The 20,127-nt window shown below is 60.1% G+C and carries 21 protein-coding genes; 7 read left to right on the top strand and 14 right to left on the bottom strand.

Features of this window, described 5'->3' with window-relative positions; translation table 11 throughout:
* The first annotated feature begins 76 nt into the window (after window positions 1–76).
* The 7 genes from ACR0KX_RS03085 to ACR0KX_RS03055 are packed head-to-tail and all read left to right on the top strand — an operon-like array spanning window position 77 to window position 5,476.
* A complete protein-coding gene (locus tag ACR0KX_RS03085) occupies window positions 77–793 on the top strand; it encodes a succinate dehydrogenase/fumarate reductase iron-sulfur subunit (protein WP_170622451.1) in 717 nt (238 codons plus the stop codon).
* Window positions 793–1,140: a succinate dehydrogenase gene (locus tag ACR0KX_RS03080; protein WP_480707831.1), complete on the top strand. Its 348-nt coding sequence runs from the start codon at window positions 793–795 to the stop codon at window positions 1,138–1,140. Before ACR0KX_RS03085 ends, ACR0KX_RS03080 begins: the two co-directional genes overlap by 1 nt.
* A complete protein-coding gene (sdhC, locus tag ACR0KX_RS03075; RefSeq protein ID WP_480707830.1) occupies window positions 1,137–1,490 on the top strand; it encodes a succinate dehydrogenase, cytochrome b556 subunit in 354 nt (117 codons plus the stop codon). Before ACR0KX_RS03080 ends, sdhC begins: the two co-directional genes overlap by 4 nt.
* A gap of 2 nt (window positions 1,491–1,492) precedes the next feature.
* A complete protein-coding gene (locus ACR0KX_RS03070; protein WP_480707829.1) occupies window positions 1,493–3,250 on the top strand; it encodes an L-aspartate oxidase in 1,758 nt (585 codons plus the stop codon).
* A 49-nt stretch (window positions 3,251–3,299) separates the two neighbouring features.
* Window positions 3,300–3,857 (top strand): hypothetical protein, encoded by a 558-nt coding sequence (locus tag ACR0KX_RS03065; RefSeq protein ID WP_480707828.1) that lies wholly within the window; start codon window positions 3,300–3,302, stop codon window positions 3,855–3,857.
* Window positions 3,858–4,814 (top strand): fumarate hydratase, encoded by a 957-nt coding sequence (locus ACR0KX_RS03060; RefSeq protein ID WP_480707827.1) that lies wholly within the window; start codon window positions 3,858–3,860, stop codon window positions 4,812–4,814.
* Window positions 4,811–5,476: a fumarate hydratase C-terminal domain-containing protein gene (locus ACR0KX_RS03055; RefSeq protein ID WP_480707826.1), complete on the top strand. Its 666-nt coding sequence runs from the start codon at window positions 4,811–4,813 to the stop codon at window positions 5,474–5,476. Before ACR0KX_RS03060 ends, ACR0KX_RS03055 begins: the two co-directional genes overlap by 4 nt.
* Window positions 5,477–5,483: 7 nt before the next feature.
* Here the strand turns inward: ACR0KX_RS03055 and ACR0KX_RS03050 are convergent, their stop codons facing one another.
* From ACR0KX_RS03050 to ACR0KX_RS02985, 14 genes are all read right to left on the bottom strand, one after another.
* Window positions 5,484–6,104: a glutathione S-transferase family protein gene (locus ACR0KX_RS03050; protein WP_480707825.1), complete on the bottom strand. Its 621-nt coding sequence runs from the start codon at window positions 6,102–6,104 to the stop codon at window positions 5,484–5,486.
* A 35-nt stretch (window positions 6,105–6,139) separates the two neighbouring features.
* A complete protein-coding gene (locus tag ACR0KX_RS03045) occupies window positions 6,140–6,883 on the bottom strand; it encodes a sulfite exporter TauE/SafE family protein (RefSeq protein ID WP_170622443.1) in 744 nt (247 codons plus the stop codon).
* Window positions 6,873–7,769, bottom strand: coding sequence for a LysR family transcriptional regulator (locus tag ACR0KX_RS03040; protein ID WP_480707824.1), 897 nt, complete (start codon window positions 7,767–7,769; stop codon window positions 6,873–6,875). The genes ACR0KX_RS03045 and ACR0KX_RS03040 overlap by 11 nt, the downstream gene beginning before the upstream one ends.
* 100 nt (window positions 7,770–7,869) lie before the next feature.
* Window positions 7,870–8,712, bottom strand: coding sequence for a fumarylacetoacetate hydrolase family protein (locus ACR0KX_RS03035; RefSeq protein ID WP_480707823.1), 843 nt, complete (start codon window positions 8,710–8,712; stop codon window positions 7,870–7,872).
* A 151-nt stretch (window positions 8,713–8,863) separates the two neighbouring features.
* The gene (bhcD, locus tag ACR0KX_RS03030) at window positions 8,864–9,844 is read right to left on the bottom strand and encodes an iminosuccinate reductase BhcD (RefSeq protein WP_170622666.1); all 981 of its coding nucleotides are present in this window, start codon (window positions 9,842–9,844) and stop codon (window positions 8,864–8,866) included.
* A gap of 24 nt (window positions 9,845–9,868) precedes the next feature.
* Complete coding sequence (bhcC, locus tag ACR0KX_RS03025; RefSeq protein WP_170622440.1) at window positions 9,869–11,032, bottom strand: 3-hydroxy-D-aspartate aldolase BhcC; 1,164 nt, start codon at window positions 11,030–11,032, stop codon at window positions 9,869–9,871.
* A gap of 10 nt (window positions 11,033–11,042) precedes the next feature.
* Window positions 11,043–12,017 carry a beta-hydroxyaspartate dehydratase BhcB gene (gene bhcB / locus ACR0KX_RS03020; RefSeq protein WP_170622439.1) on the bottom strand — a complete coding sequence of 325 codons (975 nt, stop codon included), beginning with the start codon at window positions 12,015–12,017 and terminating at the stop codon, window positions 11,043–11,045.
* A 10-nt stretch (window positions 12,018–12,027) separates the two neighbouring features.
* Window positions 12,028–13,218, bottom strand: a complete 1,191-nt coding sequence (gene bhcA / locus ACR0KX_RS03015; protein WP_170622438.1) for an L-aspartate--glyoxylate aminotransferase BhcA — start codon at window positions 13,216–13,218, stop codon at window positions 12,028–12,030.
* A 257-nt stretch (window positions 13,219–13,475) separates the two neighbouring features.
* A complete protein-coding gene (locus tag ACR0KX_RS03010) occupies window positions 13,476–14,210 on the bottom strand; it encodes a proteasome-type protease (RefSeq protein ID WP_170622437.1) in 735 nt (244 codons plus the stop codon).
* Between the two features lie 11 nt (window positions 14,211–14,221).
* Entirely contained in the window at window positions 14,222–15,019 is a 798-nt protein-coding gene (locus ACR0KX_RS03005) for a transglutaminase-like domain-containing protein (protein ID WP_170622436.1), read from the bottom strand.
* A gap of 3 nt (window positions 15,020–15,022) precedes the next feature.
* A complete protein-coding gene (locus ACR0KX_RS03000; RefSeq protein WP_170622435.1) occupies window positions 15,023–15,964 on the bottom strand; it encodes an alpha-E domain-containing protein in 942 nt (313 codons plus the stop codon).
* Window positions 15,965–15,967: 3 nt separating this feature from the next.
* Entirely contained in the window at window positions 15,968–17,386 is a 1,419-nt protein-coding gene (locus ACR0KX_RS02995; RefSeq protein ID WP_170622434.1) for a circularly permuted type 2 ATP-grasp protein, read from the bottom strand.
* 144 nt (window positions 17,387–17,530) lie between these two features.
* A complete protein-coding gene (locus ACR0KX_RS02990) occupies window positions 17,531–18,751 on the bottom strand; it encodes an aminopeptidase P family protein (RefSeq protein WP_170622433.1) in 1,221 nt (406 codons plus the stop codon).
* Window positions 18,752–18,912: 161 nt separating this feature from the next.
* Entirely contained in the window at window positions 18,913–20,124 is a 1,212-nt protein-coding gene (locus tag ACR0KX_RS02985; RefSeq protein ID WP_170622432.1) for an ABC transporter permease, read from the bottom strand.
* Window positions 20,125–20,127 lie beyond the last annotated feature (3 nt).

The following is a 20,127-nucleotide window of genomic DNA, read 5'->3' as shown; positions in this document are numbered from 1 at the left end:
GATTTTTTCGCGTTCATTAAGGCAAACTGTCGGTTAAGCTTTGTTCCAGCCATACAGCATCTGGACACGCTTGAGTATGAATTCAGCGGCGCAGCTAAACATTCGGATCGAACGGGGCGCGGATCGCGTTGAGGCGTTCGAGGTCCCGGCCCAGGACAATCAGACCGTGCTGGACGTTGTCTCGTGGATTCAGCAGAATGCCGACCCAACGCTCAGCTATCGCTTTGCCTGCCGCGTGGGGATGTGCGGGTCCTGTGCCATGATGGTCAATGGGGTGCCGCGCTGGACGTGCCGAACCCATATCTCAAAGGTGCTGGATGGGGAGAGCGTGACCATCGGCCCGCTGCGCAACCTTCCGGTCATCAAGGATCTGGTCGTGGACATGGATCCGTTTTTCGACAAATGGGTCGCGGCCGAAGGCGTTCACCATGGCGTATCGACGCGAGACGATCCGATTGCTCCGGTCGACGAAACCACCCCCGAACGGGTCACGGCCAATGCCGGGATCGAGTGTATCAACTGCGCGGTCTGCTATGCGGCCTGCGATACGGTTGCGGCGCATCCGGATTATCTGGGACCCGCCGCGCTGCAACGGGCCTGGACCCTTGTGAATGACAGCCGGGATGCCGGGCGTGCCGAGATACTGCAGGCGGTGTCGGGGCAGGGCGGTTGCCACAATTGCCACTCGATGGGATCCTGCACGGCCTACTGCCCGAACGAGCTGGACCCGATGTCAGCAATCGCCGGTCTGAAACGCGAGACGCTGAAATCCATATTGCGGAAGGGGCGCTGATGCTGGATTTGCGCCTTTACATGCTGCAACGGGTGACGGCGCTGGTGATGGCCCCGCTTGTGCTGGGGCATCTTGCGGTGATGATCTACGCCATTCAGGGCGGGCTGACCGCTGTCGAGATTTTGGGGCGAACGCAGGGTTCACTGATCTGGTTCCTGTTCTACGGGCTTTTTGCTGTTGCGGTATCCATTCACGGGGCCATTGGTCTGCGGGTCATTGCCTTTGAATGGGGTGGCCTGACGGGTCGGGCACTGGACGTCTTTATGTGGGCGACCGGGCTGGCGCTATTTGCTTTGGGTGCACGCGCGGTATGGGCGGTCACGTTTGCGGTGGGGGCCGCGTCATGAGGGCGGCGCGCGGTATCCAGTCTCGGGCCCATCCGCTGTGGCTGGCCTATATTCTGCATCGTTTGTCCGGGATTGCTCTGGCGCTGTTTCTGCCGATCCATTTCTGGGTTCTGGTCATGGCGCTGACCGGTCCCGCGCGGTTGGACTCGGCCCTGGCAATGACCGAGTCCGGCGCGGTGAAGCTGGCCGAAATCGGCCTCGTCTTCCTGCTGGCCGTGCATATGTTCGGCGGCCTGCGCCTGATGGCGCTGGAATGGCTGCCTTGGCGTCCATCGCAGAAGACGCTGGCGGCGGGGGCGGCAGCGATGTCGTTCCTCGTGGCCGGGCTGTTTTTCATGCAGGCGATCTAGCGATGCGGCACTTCGAGATCGACCGGCACGATACCGACATTCTGATCCTCGGCAGCGGGGGCGCGGGGCTGTTTGCCGCGCTGCATGCCCAACAAACCGCGCCCGAGGGCACCAGGATCACCATCGCCGTCAAAGGCTTGATCGGGAAATGCGGCTGCACGCGGATGGTGCAAGGTGGCTACAATGTCGCCTTGGGTGGCGGTGACACGGTCGAGCGGCATTTCATGGACACCATCCATGGCGGTAAATGGCTGCCCAACCAAGACATGGCGTGGCGTTTGTGCGAACAGGCCATCGTGCGCATTCGGGAATTGGAAAACGAGGTCGGGTGTTTCTTTGACCGCAATCCCGACGGCTCGCTGCACCAGAAAGCCTTCGCCGGTCAGACTGCGGACCGAACGGTGCATAAGGGCGATCTGACCGGGATCGAGATCATCAACCGGCTGATGGAAAAGGTGCTGGCCAGCGGCGTCGAAAAACTGCAGGAACATCGCGCAATCGGGCTGGTTCCCAGCAAGGACGGCGGCGCCTTGTCGGGTGTTCTGATGATCGACATGCGCACGGGTCGCTTCCGTTTTGTCCGCGCCAAATGCGTGTTGATGGCCACCGGTGGCGGGCCGACCATGTACCGCTATCACACCCCATCCGGGGATAAGACAATGGACGGGCTGGCCATGGCGCTGCGCGCGGGCCTCCCGCTGCGCGATATGGAAATGGTGCAGTTTCACCCAACCGGCCTGCTGGCGGGGGATCATACGCGGATGACCGGCACAGTGCTAGAGGAAGGCTTGCGGGGCGCGGGCGGGCAATTGCTGAACCACGCGGGTCAGCGGTTCATGTTCGACTATGACCCTAAGGGTGAGCGGGCCACGCGGGATGTGGTCAGCCGCGGCATCTATGCCGAGATGCGCAAGAATAACGATCCGGGACAGGAGGGGGTGTTTATCTCGATGTCCCATCTGGGCCCCGAGACCGTGCGCCAGAAGTTCAAAGGCATGGTGAAACGCTGTGCTGACAGCGGCTTCGATCTGGCGGCTGGCAAGGTCGAGGTTGTGCCCACCGCGCATTATTTCATGGGCGGTGTGGTTGTCGATGTAGACACGCGCACGGCAATGGAAGGATTGTATGTTGCGGGTGAGGACGCCGGGGGCGCGCATGGGTCGAACCGATTGGGCGGCAATGGCGTGGCCAATTCAACGGTTTATGGCGGTATTGCAGGGGATGTGATGGGCGCGGATGTAAGGGCCATGTCCCTGCGTGAGCCCGATGAGGCAGCCCTGACCGCCGAGCTTGACCGCGCCACCCATCCTCTGTCACGCAAACCCGACCTTGTTCTACCGCTGCGCAAACGATTGCAGGACCTGATGTGGGAGGATGTGGGCGTGATGCGCACCAAACCGGGCCTGACACGTGGCCTGCAAGGGATTGCGCAGGTGTCCGACGCGCTGATGGATGTGGGGGTCGAGGGCAGCAATCTGGCCTTCAACCTGTCCTGGCATGACTGGCTGAACCTGCGCTCGCTTTGTGATATATCCGAGGTCATCACCCGGGCCGGGCTGGCGCGCGAAAACTCTCGCGGGGCGCATTACCGCGAAGATTTCCCCGAGCCGGGCGCGATGGAAGACAGCGCATTCACGGTTGCCAAACAGGTCGATGGGGCTGTGGAAGTTTCGCAGGAGCCTGTTCAATTCACAATTGTGAAGCCCGGAGAAACGATCCTGCCAAAGGGCGAGCCCGAGACTTTGGTGGCCGAGAAGTGATATGCCGTGGTATCGGAATTGCATTGTTTAGTTTTAGTCGGAGCACAAAATGCGTGGCCTATACACAATTCACGACGTCGAAAACTCCAGTGTCAATGTTTGGAAAGAGGAGGGCTTCGTGTGTTTCTTGATTTGCTCGCCTTTGGATGTTGGCTACATTAATGCCCTAAAAAGAAATTGGGCTTTTTTTGACGAAGCGTCAGGAAGTTCGCTTTGGGTTCTCGTTTCATTCGTAAATGACGCGGAAGAAATGACCGACGCGGAAATGAGAAAATCTGTCAAAATCGCTGAAAAGTTGGGAGTCCCTTTTTCGGATGCTCCATGCCTATTGTTTGCTGAGGGCCCGGAGAGTGAAAATTTCTTCTCTTACAAATTGAAACCCGGTTTGGACGAGTTAGATGCAGGACGTACTTTGATACCAGTGATCGATGGTTGCAAGAAACACATCGTGACAGACAAAAATGGTAGAACGACCCATGGCTTCAACGCGCTGAAACAAGAACTGAGAACACACAGAAGTCAAAGATTTCTGGCTATGGCCATAGATGCAACGGGGCAAGTTTTGATGGCGGTTTTGAAAAAGATTGCGACTTCTGGTATCGGCTAGATGATACCGATCAAGCTCATCCAATCCACGGCCGAAACGCTGATGGACAAGGCGGCGATTGAGATCCCGCAAGATTACCTCGATGGGCTGAAAGCGGCGGCAAAGACCGAGGATGGCGATCTGTCGTCATTTGTTCTGAAAGCTATGCTTGAGAACTACGAAGCCGCGAAAGAGGACCGCCGGGCCATGTGCGGCGACACCGGCGTGCCGCGCTGGTTTGTCAAACTGGGCAACGAGGCGCAGATCGAAGGCGGCATGGTTGCATTGGAAGCGGCTCTCAGGCGGGCAACGGCAAATGCCACAAATGGCGTGCCTTTGCGCCCCAATAGGGTGCATCCTTTGTGGCGCACGGATCACGACAACAATGTCGGCATCGGCGCGCCTGAGATCGAATACGGGTTCGAGCCCGAAGGCGCGTGGATCGATCTGATCACCGTGCATAAAGGCGGGCTGTTCGGTACCGATTACCGGATGCTGTTCCCCTCGGACGGGATACAGGGGATCAAACGCTTCTACCTCGACAGCCTGATGGCCTTTGGCAAGCGCGGTCTGGCCTGTCAGCCCGCGATCATCGGAATCGGACTGGGTGGGTCCAAGGATATCTGCATGACGCTGGGCAAACGCGCCTCGACCCTGCGTGTGGTGGGCAGCCGCAATTCGGACCCGCGCATTGCCGAGATGGAGGATGAGTTCAAGGAACTGGGCAACTCTATCGGTATGGGCGCCATGGGGTTTGTGGGCAAGAACATGGTGATCGATTGCAATATCGAGGTCGGCTATTGCCACACGGGGGGCATGCCCATGTCGGTCCACGCCTTCTGCCTGTCGTCGCGCCGGGCCGTCGCGCGCATCCACGCCGATGGTCGGGTCGAGCATCGCACCGACCCGGATTGGTTCACGCCGTATCAGCGCCGCGAAACAGTGGACTGGAACCCGGTGCAGGAGGCCGCGGAATGAGTTTGCGCGAGATTGAGCTGTCCACGACGCCAAATGCCGAAGACATCGCCGATCTGCGGCTTGGCGACATCGTGTATCTGACCGGGCTGATGTATACCGCCCGCGAAGGTGTCTATATGCGCGCGCTGGAGGATAAGGCGAATATCCCGATGGAATTACCTTCGGACAGTGCCGCCAATTTTCATTGCTCACCCGCGGCGCGGATCAATGCGGATGGATCGTTTGACATGGGGGCAGTGACGGCGACCGCGTCGTTTCGCTTTGCCAAATGGTTGCCGGAATGGATCGCCAAGACCGGGGCGCGACTGATCGTTGGCAAGGGCGGGATGTCCTCGAAGGATTACAAAGAGTATTTCGTACCGAATGGTACGGTCTACCTGTCCACCGTGGGCTACGGCACCGGTGCATTGTTGGGGCGCGGTGTGGAAAACGTCGAGGCGGTGCATTGGAACCAGGAACTGGGTCTGGCGCAGGCGATGTGGGTGATCCGGTGCAAGCGGATGGGGCCGTTCATCGTGGCCTCGGACATGAACGGAGACTGTCTGTTTGAACGTGAAAACGCCAAGATCGCCGAGACTATCGAACAGGTCTATGAGGGCACGAAACCTGCTGTCATGAAGCGCTACGGTGAAAGCAATGATCGACGGGATGAAGTGATCTGAGGCCGCTCTACAGTGACCCGTACAGGGCCAGAACAGTCTGCGTTGCCGGTCGGGCGCGCATGGCTTCGTTATGTGCGGCCAGTTTGGGATAAGGGTCCAGCGACAGATCGGCTGCGGCCATCCAGTGCTGCAACAGGAACAGATAAGGGTCGCAAAAGCTGAACTGTGCGCCCATCGCCCAAGGGGTCATCTCCAGTTGCTGTTCCAACAGATTCGCTGAGGCCGCAAGATTGCGTGGCGCGACACCGCGCATATCCTGCAGCGAGGCGTCCTGATCAGCCCACCGGCTGCCGCGTTTGAGATGGGCAAATCCGACATGTACGGTCGAACAGAGATAGGCGCAGAGAGACCGCGCCTGTGCCTGCGCAAAGTCGCCATCGGGCAACAGACCCGCCTTAGGATGGGTGGCGGCAATATACTCCAGAATAGCTGGGTTTTCGGTCAGAAGCCCCTCGGGCGTTTCCAGAACCGGGATGCGCCCTTTTGGGGTTTTACGCAAGAAATCCGGGCTGCGATGCGCCCCGTCGGGAATTGAGATTTCGACCGCCGTGAACTCTGCCCCAGCCTCGATCAAAAGGATATGTGCGGCAAGCGCGGAGGAGCCTTTGGAATAGTAGAATACAAGCATCCCGGTCGGCCCTTTCTATTGGTCTTGCGTTTGGACTATAGAACCTCGCTTGCCATTACGCCCAGCCCCACCAGCAGCGTCAACAAGATCAAAAGGCGTCGGAAGCCTGTGTCGCTGAGGCGGCGAAACACCATGATGCCGATTTGCGCTGCGATCAGACCGCAAGGGACAGTCACCAGCAGCGCTTTCACGGCCGCGCTGTCATAGGCGCCCTTCAAGAACAGCAGGAAGATCGTGGTGCTGAGAATGGTCACGTTGAACGGCTGCAAAACCGCGCGCGTCTCGGATTTGGTCCAGGGCCGCAGCGACAGCCACATGGCCGGGATCGCGCCCGAGACGGCGGCGGCCCCGCCCAGAATGCCTCCGGTCAGGCCAACCCCGGTATCCAGCCAGGGCGTTCGACGCTCGAACGCGGGAAGGGTCGCGCGAAAACCGAAATAGCCGCCATAGAGGATCAGAAAACCCGCAACACCGATCCGCAACGTGCTGGCGTCGATCTGGTTCAGCAGCGCAAGGCCAATGGGCACCCCAAGCAGGCCGGGCACGAGAAAGCGCAGCAACCTGTGGGGCTGCGCCAGAATGTCGGCCCGAACGATCCACAGCCCCTGCAGCCCCGCCAGAACCGACATGAGGGCGACAATCGCCACGGCTGTTACCGGTGGCAGCACGACGAGGTAGAACCCAAGCGCAAACAACGCGGTTCCGGTGCCCGCAAGCCCGTTGATAAAGCCACCCGCCGCCGCGCCGAGGATCAGATAGAAAACCGTTTCAAATGTCATGCGCAGGCGTGTGTCCGGTGCTTTTGGATGCAGCTATCACACCGGCCAGCGCATTGAAAAGCGCATCCATGGCCCGCATCTTGCTTTGGGTCTCGGGATAGATCAGGCCCAGCGTCCGGCGGGGCGCATCGGGACCAAGGTTTAGCCGGTTGAGTGGCAGCGGATCCATCGGCGGAACGGCAAGGTCCGGCACGATCGAGACGCCCAAATTGGCGTGAACCATGCTGGCTATGGCCTCAAGCCCGTCCAGCTCCATCGCCTCATTGACCCGGATGCGTTTCGACAGGATCCAGTTGTCGATCAGCGCCCCGACCACGGCGCTGCGGTTGAAGCGGATAAAGGGTCGGATCTTCAACAGGGTGATCGGGTCTAGTTCGGGTTCCTCCAGCGAGGCGATCAGTTGCATCGGTTCTTCGACCAGCTTCCGGAAGATAACGCCCGGCGGCATGACGGCGGGCTTGGTCACCAAAGCCGCATCCAGATTTCCGCGGGCCAGGTCTGCCAGCAAAGCGCCGGTCAATCCGGGTTTCAGGTGTAATCCCATGCCGGGATGATGCGCTTTCAGCTGCGCCATGGCCTGCGGCGCCAACCCGGTCAGCGTTGTACGCAGAACGCCCAGCCGGATCACGCTTTGCAATTCGCCTTCCTGCATCACCGAAGGCACCAGATTGTCGTAATCCGCGATGATCTTGCGGGCTTTTTCGACGATCTGATGGGCAACAGGGGTCAGTTCCGGCGTTCTTGTGCTGCGATCAAACAGTGCCACGCCCAGATCCGCCTCAAGCGTCTGCATCTGCTGGCTGACAGCGGCATGGGTGACATGCACAACGTCCGCCGCCGCGCTGAAAGTTCTTGTGTCTGCAATCGCAACAAGGGTGCGCAGCATTCGGATCGTCACGGTCGGTCCCTGCAAGCTGAGATCAAGGCGTGTTGGCAGCGTACTCTGTTTGACCTGACTTCACGATGCCTAACTGCTATCGCAACCCTTATCCCGCAACAGTGACTTGTCGTTGCACACCCAGCCCGGCAATCCCGGCCTCTAAACGATCGCCGGGTTTCAGGTAGGTCGGTGGCGTCTGACCCATGCCCACACCCGGAGGCGTGCCGGTCGAGATGATATCACCGGGTTGCAGGGACATGAATTGCGACAGGTGTGCGATCACCGTGGCAACACCGAAATGCATCGTCCGGGTCGAGCCGTCCTGATAGCGATGGCCATTGACTTCAAGATACATCGGCAGGTTCTGAGGGTCCTGCACCTCATCCCGTGTCACCAGCCACGGGCCGATGGGGCCAAACGTGTCCGCCGACTTGCCTTTGACCCACTGGCCCGAGCGATGCAGTTGAAAGTCGCGCTCGGACAGGTCGTTCACCACGCAATAACCCGCCACGTGGTTCAAGGCATCGGCTTCGGAGATGTATTTGGTTTCTTTGCCGATCACGACGCCCAGTTCGACCTCCCAATCCGATTTCTCTGATCCGCGGGGGATTTCGATGGCGTCATTCGGCCCTGCAATGGCCGAGGTTGCCTTGAAGAAGATCACAGGCTCGGCGGGCAGGTCCATGCCGGCTTCGGCGGCGTGGTCGGCGTAGTTGAGGCCGATACAGATGAACTTGCCAACCTGACCGACGCAAGGGCCAATGCGGGTGCCCGCGTCCACCGCTGGCAAACTGGTCGGATCGATTGCGCGCACCCGGTCCAGTTCTGCGTCGCCAAGCGTTGCCCCGGCAATGTCATCTACATGACCGCTGAGGTCGCGGATTGTGCCATTGGCATCCAGAAGGCCGGGTTTTTCAGCGCCTTTTGGCCCGTGACGTAAAAGCTTCATGCTGCGCTCCTTCTTGGCTCAGGTCGTCCGGAGGCTATTAGTGGCGCAGGTTTCGCTGTTTGTATAGCGGCTGGTTTTCACCGGAAGGCAGATCAGCAAGCACCCGGCACCGACGGGAGAAATCAGCGCCGAGTGACGCGTCAGCGGGGCGTTACAACGTGGCTTGGTCTGCCAACCCCGCCTCTTGTGCCAGCCGGGCCGCTACAGAGGCCACTGCCAGATCTTGCAGGCCGACTCCGGTGCCGTCGAACAGGGTGATCTGGTCCTCGCTGCTGCGACCCGGATGGGTTCCGTTAATCACGGCCCCGATGGGCGTGATCTGATCCTCGGTCAGGGTACCTGCTTCAACGGCGTGCTGCGCCTCGCCGATCGAGATGGATTGGGCGACCTCATCGGTGAAAACCGTGGCTTCGGTGACAAGGGCCGCGTCGACCTCTTGCTTGCCTTTGGTGTCTGTGCCCATGCAGGCCAGGTGCGTGCCGGGTTTGATCCAGTCTTTCATCAACAGCGGCTCGAAAGCCGAGGTGATGGTGATGATGACATCTGCCTGCGCGCCAAGGTCCTGTTGCGAGACGGCCTCGAATTCCAACCCGAGCTCGGTCGCGACCGCGCCCAGACGGGGCAGCATTTCGGGGTGGGGGTTCCAGGCGACGACTTTTTCAAAGTCGCGCTGTTCTGCGGCTGCGCGCAGCTGGAAGGTGGATTGATGACCCGCGCCGACCATACCCAGCACCTTGGCATCTTTCCGGGCCAGATGGGCGATGGATACAGCCGAGGACGCAGCTGTGCGCACGGCGGTCAGATAATTGCCGCCGACCAGAGCCGACAGACGTCCGGTATCGGGGTCGAACAGAAAGACGGTGGACTGGTGGTTGGTCAGCCCCTTGTCCATATTGCCGGGCCAGTAGCCACCGGATTTCACGCCCAGCACCTGACCAGCGCGGTCGAAACCGGATTTGAAGCCGTAAAGCGCGTCGGCATAGCCGATGGCTTCGCGGATGACCGGGAAGTTATAGGCGTCGCCCCGCGCCATGGCGGCGAAGACGTCCCGAACCGCATCGAATGCCTCGGCGCGGCCGACCAGTTGCCGGCAAAGGTCTTCTCCGACGATCAACAAGGGTGTGTCTGTCATGTCTTTCATGATCCTTCCCTCGCCTCAGTACGCCTTGCCGCGCGCGGACACGGGCCAGAGGGTTTCGACCTTGCCGCCCCGTACGCCCACATACCAGTCGTGGACATTGGCGGTTGGGTCACAGTGACCGGGCACCAGATGCAGCTTGTCATTGACCTTCAGAACCCCGTCCGGGTCCGACACGACCCCATGTTCGTCCGAGCATTTGATGTATTCCACGTCCGAGCGGCCAAAGATCACCGGCAGGCCGCTGTCGACGGATTGCGCCTTAAGCCCCGCATCTACAATGGCTTTGTCAGCCTTGGCATGGCTCATGACGCTGGTGAGGATGAAGAAGGCGTTCTCCCACTCTCCCCGGTCGATGCGGTTGCCGTTTTCGTCAAGGATGCGGCCATAGTCGGCATCCATGAATGCGTAAGAGCCGCATTGCAGTTCGTTATACACGCCCGACGCGCTCTCGAAGTAGTATGACCCGGTGCCGCCACCGCCGACGATGTCACAGTCCAGCCCTTCGGCCTTCAACCCATCCACGGCGTCTTTCACCTGCGCCACGGCGATGTCGATCTTGGCTTTGCGGTCCGCGTACAGGTCCATGTGCTGCATCGCGCCCTGATAGGCCTGAATGCCGGCGAACTTGAGGCCAGGGGCCGCGTCGATGGCTTTGGCGATGGCGATGACCTCGGGCGTGGTGGTGACACCGCAGCGGCCTGCGCCGCAGTCGATCTCGACCAGACATTCGATCCGGGTGCCATGACGCTGCGCGGCCTCGGACAGGTCGGCAACGTTGTCGATATCGTCGACGCAACAGATCGTCCGCGCGCCCAACTTGGGCATCCGCGCCAGACGGTCGATCTTGGCCGGGTCACGCACCTGATTGGACACCAGCACATCGTTGATCCCGCCACGGGCAAAGACCTCGGCCTCGGAGACCTTCTGGCAGCAGATACCGCAGGCCCCGCCCAGCTCGACCTGTAGCCGCGCCACATCGACGGATTTGTGCATCTTGCCATGCACCCGGTGGCGCATGCCGTGGGCTTTGGCGTAGTCGCCCATTTTCTGGATATTGCGCTCCAGTGCGTCCAGATCCAACACAAGGGCCGGGGTCTGGATCTCGGATGCGTCCATGCCGATGGCAGCGGGGATGTCGTAGCCGACTTCGAGTTGCTCGATGTTTACGGGTTTGTTCATGTTGTCCTCCTCAGCCCTGGGTCCAGGGTAGTTTGTCCAGATCCACATTGCCGCCGGTAATGATCACGCCGACGCGTTTGGCCTTGAAGGCGTCGGGGTTTTTCAGAATGGTCGCCAAAGGCACCGCGCTACTGGGTTCCATCACGATGCGCAGGTATTTCCAGGTGATCTTCATTGCGGCGATGATCTCGTCTTCGCTGGCGGTGTGGATGTCGCTCAGGAAGTTCGAGACAAAGTGCCAGGTGTTTTCCTTCAGCGGCACTTTCAGCCCGTCGGCGATGGTCACCGGCGCGTCATCAGCGATGATGTGACCGGCCTTGAAACTGCGATAGGCGTCATCGGCCTGTTCCGGTTCCGCGGCATAGATCTTCACCTCGGGCGCGAGGTTCGACATTGTCAGGCAGGTGCCCGAGATCATGCCGCCGCCGCCAATCGGCGCGACCATCGCGTCCAGACCGTCGGTCTGCTCCAGCAGTTCCGCCGAACAGGTCGCTTGCCCCGCAATCACGCGCGGGTCGTTATAGGGGTGCACGAACTCGCCACCCGTACGCGCCTGCACCTCGGTAAACACCGCCTCGCGCGAGGTGGTCGAGGGCTCGCATTCGGTGATGATCCCGCCATAGCGACGCACGGCGTCTTTCTTGGCCTGTGGCGCTGTGCGCGGCATCACCACGTTGCAGGGGATGCCCCGGCGACCGGCGGCATAAGACAGGCTGAGCGCGTGATTTCCGGAAGAATGCGTACAAACACCGCGCTTGGCGACCTCGTCATTCAGACCGAATACCGCGTTGCAGGCCCCGCGCACCTTGAAGGCCCCGGCCTCCTGAAAGTTTTCGCATTTGAAAAACAGCTGGGCGCCCGTCAGATCGTCCAGATAGGCCGAGCGCAGCACCGGGGTGCGGTTGACATGTGGCCTGATCCGCTCATGCGCTTCGCGCATATCGGCAAGGGTCAGGCAATCGGCTGTGGTCATTGAATCTAGCATCCTTGGGTCCTTACGCTGCGGATTGCATGGGATTGGCGTGGCCCAGACGGAAGTATTCCTGTGCCGCTGCAACACCGCTGCCCAACTCGATCGGGTAATCCAGATCGGCCATCGCCATTTCGATGGTCGCCAGACCGGACAGCACCATCACATCCGTCAGACTGCCCAGATGGCCAATGCGGAAGGCTTTGCCGTTCATCTCGCCCAAGCCGATGCCAAAGCTGACGCCATAGGCGTTGAAGGCGTGGTCGGTCAGGGCATTGCTGTCGAAGCCTTCGGGCACATAGATCGCGCTGACCGTATCCGAGTAAAGATCGGGGGACTGCGCCACCAGTTCCAGCCCCCAAGCGGCGGTGGCTTTGCGCACGCCCTCGGCGAGACGGAAATGACGGGCATAGACGTTGTCCAAGCCTTCCTCGAACAGCATCTTCTGGCTTTCGCGCATGCCATAGATCAATTGCAGCGGCGGGGTGTAGGGAAAGCCGCCCGAGGCGTTGGCGTTCATCATGTCGCGGAAATCAAAGAAGGTGCGCGGCAGTTGGGCCGTTTCCATCGCTGCCAGCGCCTTGGGGCTGACGCACAGGATCGCCATTCCGGTCGCCAGCATGAACCCCTTCTGCGAGCCCGAAACCGCGATATCGACGCCCCAGTCATCAAAGGCAAAAGGCATCGAGGCCAGCGAACTGACGCAATCCACAAACAGCATCGCCGGGTGGTCACTGGCATCCATCGCCTTGCGCACCGCCGCAATATCCGAGCGTACGCCGGTGGCCGTCTCGTTATGAGTGACCAGAACTGCCTTGATCTGATGGCTCTTATCGGCGGCCAGAGTCTCGGCGAATTTATCCGCCGGTGCGCCACTGCCCCAGGGGCATTCGATGATGCGCACATCCAGACCGTGGCGCTGGCACAGGTCGATCCAGCGATGGCTGAACATGCCATACCGGGCGACCAGGACGGTATCGCCGGGGCTGAGCGTGTTGGTGATCGACGCCTCCCACCCGCCGGTTCCGCTGGAGGGGAAGGTGATGATTTGACCTTCGGTTGTGCCAAAGACCTTCTTGGTATCTTCCAGCACCGGTGCGAAGGTCTGTACAAAATCCGGGGCGCGGTGGTCCTGAGTCTGCACCTGCATCGCCAGCCGCAACCTGTCGGGGATGTTCGTTGGACCGGGAATAAAGACCGGGTTCTGGTTGGACATTTTCGCTTCCTCCGCTTTGACGAAATTGTCTTATCGGGCGGGGGAAACTGCAATTTTCTCGAAAATGTTTTTTGCTGGGTGAAAAAATGCCTTAACGCGCTGAAAATCAGGGCCTGCGTATTTTTTCAAAAATGTGGCTGAAATTACCGAAAATGAAAAAGTAACCGCAGTCATCATCTCCGACTGCGGTTTTCACCTTCGAAAAGGAAGAGATTCGGCTTGCCGTCTGTCAGACCCAAAGGTCCGAACACCCCCCGTTAATCAGGTGCATATTCCGGCAGTTTCGACAGCGCAGATTTCAGCGCGTCCCCCCACCCATCCGAGATGGTTCGGAAATAGGGATCGTCCCCTTCGAACCGGGTGCGCTGACCGGGTTCGAAACTGTCTTCGTCATAAAGAAACAGGTCGAGCGGTGCGCCGACGGACAGGTTGGCCTTGATGGTCGAATCAAAGCTGACAAGCAGCAGTTTCACCGTTTCGGCAAAGCTCATGTCGGGATCATAGGCACGCACCAGAATGGGGCGTCCGTATTTGGTTTCGCCAATCTGGAAGAACGGCGTTTCGTCGCCCGCCTCGATGAAATTGCCCTCGGGGTAGATCAGAAACAGGCGCGATGGTCCGCCCTTGATCTGGCCGCCCAGGATCAGCGTGGCGTGAAAGGCGCTGTCGGCCTGTTGGCCCGAGCGGGCGTGCTGTTCGATGACGTCGTTCAGCGTATCGGCAACCAGTTGCGCGACCTGAAACATCGTCGGTGCTTCGAGGATCGAAGGGGATCGGTCTGCGGGCACCTTGGTGCGTTCTTCCAGCAGGCTGATCGTCGCCTGCGTCGTGGCCAGATTGCCAGCGGTCAGAATGGTGATCGAACGGTCGCCCTCGATCGTCCAGTTGAACATCTTGTTGAAGGTCGAGACATTGTCGACCCCGGCATTGGTGCGGGTATCGGACATGAACACCAGCCCACGGTTCAGCCGCATCCCCACAGCATAGGTCATCTTGGTCTCCGTTACTGCTGTGCGACCTGCAATTGCACTGTCAATTGCTCGCCCGCTGCCCCTATTCTGCTTCCTCTTACCGGGGCAGCCTGCGCATAGTCCAGACCGGTTGCAACACGGACGTAGCGGCTGTCGGGGGATATTCCGTTCGACACGTCAAAACCGACCCATCCCAGCCCGTCCAGATGCGCTTCGGCCCAGGCGTGGGTGGCGTCCTGAACCTCGGTATCGCTCATCATCAGATAGCCCGAGACATAGCGGGCCGGAATGCCAAGCGCCCGGGCGCAGGTGATAAAGATGTGGCTATGGTCCTGACAGACGCCGCAGCCAGCCTCCAGTGCGTCTTCGGCTGTCCAGTCGGGCTCCGAGCATCCGATCTTGTAGGTCACATGATCGCGGATCGCGGCAGACAGCGCGTGCAACCGGTCCAGCGGTTCGCCATCGGGCAGGGATTTGATCAGCGCGGCCACGCCTTTGCCGGGCTTGGTCTGATCCGTGTCGCGCTGAAACAGCCACAGCGGGATCGACCCTTCATGAGGTCCCAGAACGCCGTGGGTGTCCGAGATATCGACCACGCCTTCCGAGATCAGCGAGACGCTTTGCGTGTTAGGCTCGAAACTGATCAGTTCCACCGTGTTGCGGTGGTAATCCTCAAAGCTCAGCTCTTTGCGGCCGCCCAGCACCTGCGTGGTCCAGCTGTCGATCTTCTGGTTGCGGAACGACTTGGGCGTTTTTCTCAGCTGTTGCAGGCCAAAAGGCACCGGGGCGTCGAAATCGTATCGGGTTTCGTGTCGGATATGCAGTTTCATGGCTTACTCATAGAAACGATAATCGATTTCGATCTGTCGGCTCAGCCCGGCGAGATCGTTCTGGAATTCCTGAATGTACTCATGCAGGCCAAACTCGAAGATATCGGCGATGTCGCGATCCAGATATTTGTCATACAGCGCATTGGACGCCTCGCAGGATGGACCGGCGAAGCCGTAATCTTTTTTCAGGTACGACAGATTCTCCTGAATCTTGCGGCAACAGAAATGTAGGCTGCGCGGCATGCGCTGGTCCAGTATGAGGAATTGCGCGATGTCCGAAGGCGAGGTTTTTTGGCCATGCGTCATCCGATAGCCCCCGCCAGCGCCGACGGATCGCAGGATGCTTTCCCATTGGATATTGTCCAGCGACGATCCCACCGAAAAGGCTGTTGGCAACAGCACATAATATTTGACGTCCAGAATGCGCCCGGTGTTATCGGCGCGTTCGATGAAGGTGCCGATGCGGGTGAAGTCGAACATGTCGTTGCGCAGCATGGTGCCAAGTATGGCGCCGCGCACAAGCGCCGATTGATGGCGGATCAGTTCCAGCAGGCCGGGCAAGTCGCGTTCGTTCACCTTGCGCCGAAGGGCCTCGTCCAGTTGCATCCATGTGGCGTTCACTGCGCTCCAGACATCATGGGTCAGCGCCGTGCGCACCAGTTTTGCATTCTCGCGCGCCTGTTTGACAACGGACCAGACCGATGACGGGTTATCCCCATCGCGTAGCACCCAGTCGACCGCATTGTCGCGGGTGACCTCGTCATATTTCTCCTGATAGGTGCCCAGAACGCCCGCCGTGCGCAGGACCGAACTCCATTCCTCGACCGAGTTCTGGGTGCGGGTCAGCGCCATGCGTTGGCCGGTTTCCAGCAATCTGGCCGTGCTTTCCGCGCGTTCCAGGTAGCGGGACATCCAAAACAATCCACCTGCAGTTTTTCCCAGCATGGCTTAGTCCTCCAGTACCCAGGTGTCTTTGGTCCCGCCACCCTGGCTGGAATTCACCACCAGCGATCCCTTTTTTAGTGCAACCCGCGTCAACCCGCCGGGCGTGATCTTGATCCCGTCGGGCGAGACCAGCACGAAGGGGCGCAAGTCCACATGGCGGGGGGCCAGCCCCGAGCGGGCAAAGATCGGAACCGTGGACAGCGACAACGTAGGTTGCGCGATATAGTTGGCCGGGCGCGCCTTTAGCTTTGCTTTGAAGGCTGCGATCTCTTTCTTGCTGGCGGTCGGGCCGATCAGCATCCCGTAGCCGCCCGAACCGTGAACCTCTTTCACCACCAGATCGGACAGGTTGTCGAGGACGTAGGACAGGGATTTCGGATCGGCGCAACGCCAGGTCGGGACGTTTTGCAGGATCGGCTTTTCGCCGGTGTAGAACTCGACGATTTCGGGCATGTAGGAATAGATTGCCTTGTCGTCCGAGATGCCCGTGCCCGGCGCGTTGGCGATGGTGATGCCGCCTGCGCGGTAGACGTCCAGAATGCCCGGAACGCCAAGTGCGCTGTCGGGGTTGAAGTTTAGCGGGTCCAGAAAATCGTCATCGACCCGGCGATAGAGCACATCGATGGGCCGATACCCGCGCGTGGTGCGCATACAGACGCGCCCGTCGACCACGCGCAGATCGTGGCCTTCGACCAGTTCCACCGCCATCTGATCGGCCAGAAATGCATGTTCGTAATAGGCCGAGTTATAGATGCCGGGCGTCAGAACAGCCACGGTCGGCTCACCTTCGGCACAATCGGGCGCGCAGGCGGCAAGCGACCGCCGCAGATTGCGCGGATAGTCCGAGACGTTGCGCACATTGTTGGCGCTGAACAGTTCCGGGAACATCTTCAGCATCGTCTCGCGGTTTTCCAGCATATAGCTGACGCCCGAGGGCGTGCGCGCATTGTCTTCCAGCACGTAGAACTCATCCGGCCCGGTGCGGACCAGATCGATGCCGACGATATGAGTGTAGATCTTGCCCGGAGGGGCGACACCGATCATCTGGGGCAGGAACGCCTCATTCGCGGCAATCATCTCGGGCGGTAGGCGACCGGCGCGGACAATTTCCTGCCGGTGATAGATGTCGTAAAGAAAGGCGTTGATCGCGCGTACGCGTTGTTCGATCCCGCGTTCCAGCCGTTGCCATTCGCGGCCCGAGATAATGCGGGGGATGATGTCGAAGGGGATCAGCCGCTCTTCTGCTTCGGCCTTGCCGTAGACGTTGAAGGTGATGCCTGTCAGGCGAAAGACCTCTTCGGCTTCGCGCTGTTTTGCCCGTAATCTGGCGACATCTTCGTGATTAAACCAGCGACCGATTTCTTCGTAAGGACCGCGCAGAGATCCGTCGCCATTGTACATTTCGTCAAAGAATTCTCCCATGCAGGAAGTTTGACGAACATATCCGAGTTTGCAAGGGGAACGGCCGAAATGGCCCCGAAACGGTTGTATTGCTGACTATTTATAGGGCTTTCAGCGCGCAGCCGCAGGAAAATGGGGTGGGGCAAAGGCCCCACCCTTGATCGGTCAGGCACCGATGATGTTGTGGCCCGGCCCATAGGGGAAGCCGGTGATATTCTCGGCCCCGTCTTCGCCCACGACCAGAATATCATGCTCGCGATAGCCACCCGCGCCCGGCTGGCCTTCGGGGAGCCACAGCATCGGCTCGATCGAGACGACCATGCCGGGCTCCAGAACGGTGTCGATATCTTCGCGCAGTTCCAGACCGGCCTCACGCCCGTAATAGTGGCTGAGGATCCCGAACGAGTGGCCATAGCCGAACGAGCGATACTGCAGCAGGCCCTCATCCGCGAAGAACCGGTTGATCTCGGCGGTGATGCCCGAGCAGGTCGCGCCGGGTTTGATCAGGCTCAGGCCCAGTTCATGCGCGGCCACGTTGGCCTTCCACAGGCGCAGGCTGTCGGCGTCCGGCTCTCCCAGGAACAGGGTGCGTTCCAGCGCGGTGTAATAGCCTGAGATCATCGGGAAGGTGTTCAGCGACAGGATATCGCCCTTTTGCAGCGCCCGTTTGGTGACCGGGTTATGGGCACCATCCGTATTCAGCCCGGACTGGAACCAGACCCATGTGTCGCGAATTTCGGAGTCGGGATATGCCCGCGCGATTTCCTCTTCCATCGCGTCGCGTCCGGCCATGGCGATCTCGATCTCGGTCGCGCCTTCGCGGATGGCCGCGTGGATGGCGGCGCCGCCGACATCAGCGGTGCGCGCACCGCCCTTGATCAGCTCGATCTCTTCCGCGGATTTCACCATGCGGGCGAACATCGTGTCGGGTGCGATATCGATCAGTTCGGGCGCGTCCAGCATCCGCAGCGCGGTGTCGCGTGCGGCCAGGGTCATGTGATCGCCTTCGATCCCGATCCGTTTCGCGCCACCGATCAGGCTGGCCACGGCACGCCAGTAGTTGTCGCGCTTCCAGTCGGTGTAGATCACATTCTCGTCAACCGAGCGCCGCCACGGCTGACCCGCATCGATATTGGCAGAAACGGTGGTGCAGGCGTCCTGCGTGACAACGCAGCCATAGGGGCGACCGAACGAGCAATACAGAAAGCCCGAGTAATAGGCGATGTTCTGCATCGAGGTCAGCAGCACCGCCGGGATATCGCGCTTGGCCATGATGGCACGCAGGGCGCTCAGGCGGCGGCTGTATTCGGCTTTGCTAAAGGGCAGGGGGGCCTTGTCACCATTGTGGCAAGTGAAGAATTCGGGGCGTTGAGCTATATCGTTCATCCTTGGTCTCTCATCTTTGCCGGGTATGCAAAGCCCGGCCACTTGTCCCGGCGTTCAGGACAGGCGGTCTCGGGTTCCGAGAGCCGTTCGCCCCAGTGCGTCCGCGACGCCATCGCGGCTGGGGTGAACAGGTGAATCGTTAGATCAGCTTTGTCCCTGCGTCAAGCGGGCGAGAGACCCCGCAAACGCTCGGACCGGCGGCGCAGCAGTTCAACCGTGGTCAGCAGAGCAATCGACAGCACCACAAGGATCGTGGCGACTGCCAGAATGGTCGGGCTGATCTGCTCGCGCAGGCCGGTGAACATCTGCCAGGGCAGCGTCTTTTGGCTGGCCGAGCCGACAAACAGCACCACCACAACCTCGTCAAATGAGGTGATGAAGGCAAACAACCCGCCCGAGATCACGCCCGGCAGGATCAGCGGCATCTGGATCTTGAAGAAGGTCCGCACCGGGCCTGCACCCATATTGGCCGCCGCCCGCGTCAGCGACCGGTCAAAGCCCACCAGCGTCGCGGTCACGGTGATGATGACGAAGGGGATGCCCAGAACAGCATGGGCGAGGATCACTTTTACGTAACCCACGAAGTTCTTGTTCATACCCAGCGTCCCTTCAAGGAAGTTCCCGATGTCGCTGTAGAAAAAGAACATGCCGGTGGCCGAGATGATCAGGGGCACGATCATCGGCGAAATCAGGATCCCCATGATCGCCCGCCGACCCGGCACGTGGGACTGGCTGAGCCCGATGGCGGCCAGTGTTCCCAGTGAGACCGAGATGACCGTCGCAATCGGCGCGATGATCAGCGAGTTCTTGAAGCTGCGCTGCCATTCATTGTTGGTAAAGAAGTCGCGATAGTGCTTCAGCGAATAACCTTCCGGGTCCAGCCGCAGCATCTCGGGCGTGAAGGTAAAGAAATCCTGTGCGTTGAACGACAGGGGCAGAACCACAAGGATCGGCGTGATCAGGAACACAAAGATCGCGCCGCAGATCACCCGGAACAGATAGTGGTAGAATACCTGTTTCGGCGTCAGATAGGGCAGCAGTTTCTGCCGATAACGCCCCTCGTACAGCCAATAGGTGAACCAGGCAAAGAACCAGCCGCCCAGCAGGCCCAGAACGCCGCCCATCGGGCCGGCGACCAGAAAGCCAACAATGCCGAAACCCAGGATGTTGACCCAACGGGCCAGCTTCTCGTTCTTGAGCAGGTTGATGTAGACCCAGGCCAGCCCGGCAATCAGGACAGCGCCGCCCAGAAGGCCCAGAAGGATCGATCCGTTGCCTGCGCCGACAAAGATACCGGCGAAGGCCCCTGCCAGCGCGACGCTGGGCAGGACCATGGACATGGGTTTGCGGGAAATCAGAGTCAGTGCGGCCATTTT

It is taken from the genome of Ruegeria sp. BG5 (assembly GCF_056538425.1).
The sequence above is the reverse complement of the archived record's forward strand: the minus strand, read 5'-3'. Positions and strand labels throughout refer to the sequence as shown.

Excerpts from the sequence above, each read along its gene's own strand:
- ACR0KX_RS03085 (WP_170622451.1), top strand. The coding sequence starts at position 77 with ATGAATTCAGCGGCGCAGCTAAACATTCGGATCGAACGGGGCGCGGAT.
- ACR0KX_RS03080 (WP_480707831.1), top strand. The coding sequence starts at position 793 with ATGCTGGATTTGCGCCTTTACATGCTGCAACGGGTGACGGCGCTGGTG.
- sdhC (WP_480707830.1), top strand. The coding sequence starts at position 1,137 with ATGAGGGCGGCGCGCGGTATCCAGTCTCGGGCCCATCCGCTGTGGCTG.
- ACR0KX_RS03070 (WP_480707829.1), top strand. The coding sequence starts at position 1,493 with ATGCGGCACTTCGAGATCGACCGGCACGATACCGACATTCTGATCCTC.
- ACR0KX_RS03065 (WP_480707828.1), top strand. The coding sequence starts at position 3,300 with ATGCGTGGCCTATACACAATTCACGACGTCGAAAACTCCAGTGTCAAT.
- ACR0KX_RS03060 (WP_480707827.1), top strand. The coding sequence starts at position 3,858 with ATGATACCGATCAAGCTCATCCAATCCACGGCCGAAACGCTGATGGAC.
- ACR0KX_RS03055 (WP_480707826.1), top strand. The coding sequence starts at position 4,811 with ATGAGTTTGCGCGAGATTGAGCTGTCCACGACGCCAAATGCCGAAGAC.
- ACR0KX_RS03050 (WP_480707825.1), bottom strand. The coding sequence starts at position 6,104 with ATGCTTGTATTCTACTATTCCAAAGGCTCCTCCGCGCTTGCCGCACAT.
- ACR0KX_RS03045 (WP_170622443.1), bottom strand. The coding sequence starts at position 6,883 with ATGACATTTGAAACGGTTTTCTATCTGATCCTCGGCGCGGCGGCGGGT.
- ACR0KX_RS03040 (WP_480707824.1), bottom strand. The coding sequence starts at position 7,769 with ATGCTGCGCACCCTTGTTGCGATTGCAGACACAAGAACTTTCAGCGCG.
- ACR0KX_RS03035 (WP_480707823.1), bottom strand. The coding sequence starts at position 8,712 with ATGAAGCTTTTACGTCACGGGCCAAAAGGCGCTGAAAAACCCGGCCTT.
- bhcD (WP_170622666.1), bottom strand. The coding sequence starts at position 9,844 with ATGACAGACACACCCTTGTTGATCGTCGGAGAAGACCTTTGCCGGCAA.
- bhcC (WP_170622440.1), bottom strand. The coding sequence starts at position 11,032 with ATGAACAAACCCGTAAACATCGAGCAACTCGAAGTCGGCTACGACATC.
- bhcB (WP_170622439.1), bottom strand. The coding sequence starts at position 12,017 with ATGCTAGATTCAATGACCACAGCCGATTGCCTGACCCTTGCCGATATG.
- bhcA (WP_170622438.1), bottom strand. The coding sequence starts at position 13,218 with ATGTCCAACCAGAACCCGGTCTTTATTCCCGGTCCAACGAACATCCCC.
- ACR0KX_RS03010 (WP_170622437.1), bottom strand. The coding sequence starts at position 14,210 with ATGACCTATGCTGTGGGGATGCGGCTGAACCGTGGGCTGGTGTTCATG.
- ACR0KX_RS03005 (WP_170622436.1), bottom strand. The coding sequence starts at position 15,019 with ATGAAACTGCATATCCGACACGAAACCCGATACGATTTCGACGCCCCG.
- ACR0KX_RS03000 (WP_170622435.1), bottom strand. The coding sequence starts at position 15,964 with ATGCTGGGAAAAACTGCAGGTGGATTGTTTTGGATGTCCCGCTACCTG.
- ACR0KX_RS02995 (WP_170622434.1), bottom strand. The coding sequence starts at position 17,386 with ATGGGAGAATTCTTTGACGAAATGTACAATGGCGACGGATCTCTGCGC.
- ACR0KX_RS02990 (WP_170622433.1), bottom strand. The coding sequence starts at position 18,751 with ATGAACGATATAGCTCAACGCCCCGAATTCTTCACTTGCCACAATGGT.
- ACR0KX_RS02985 (WP_170622432.1), bottom strand. The coding sequence starts at position 20,124 with ATGGCCGCACTGACTCTGATTTCCCGCAAACCCATGTCCATGGTCCTG.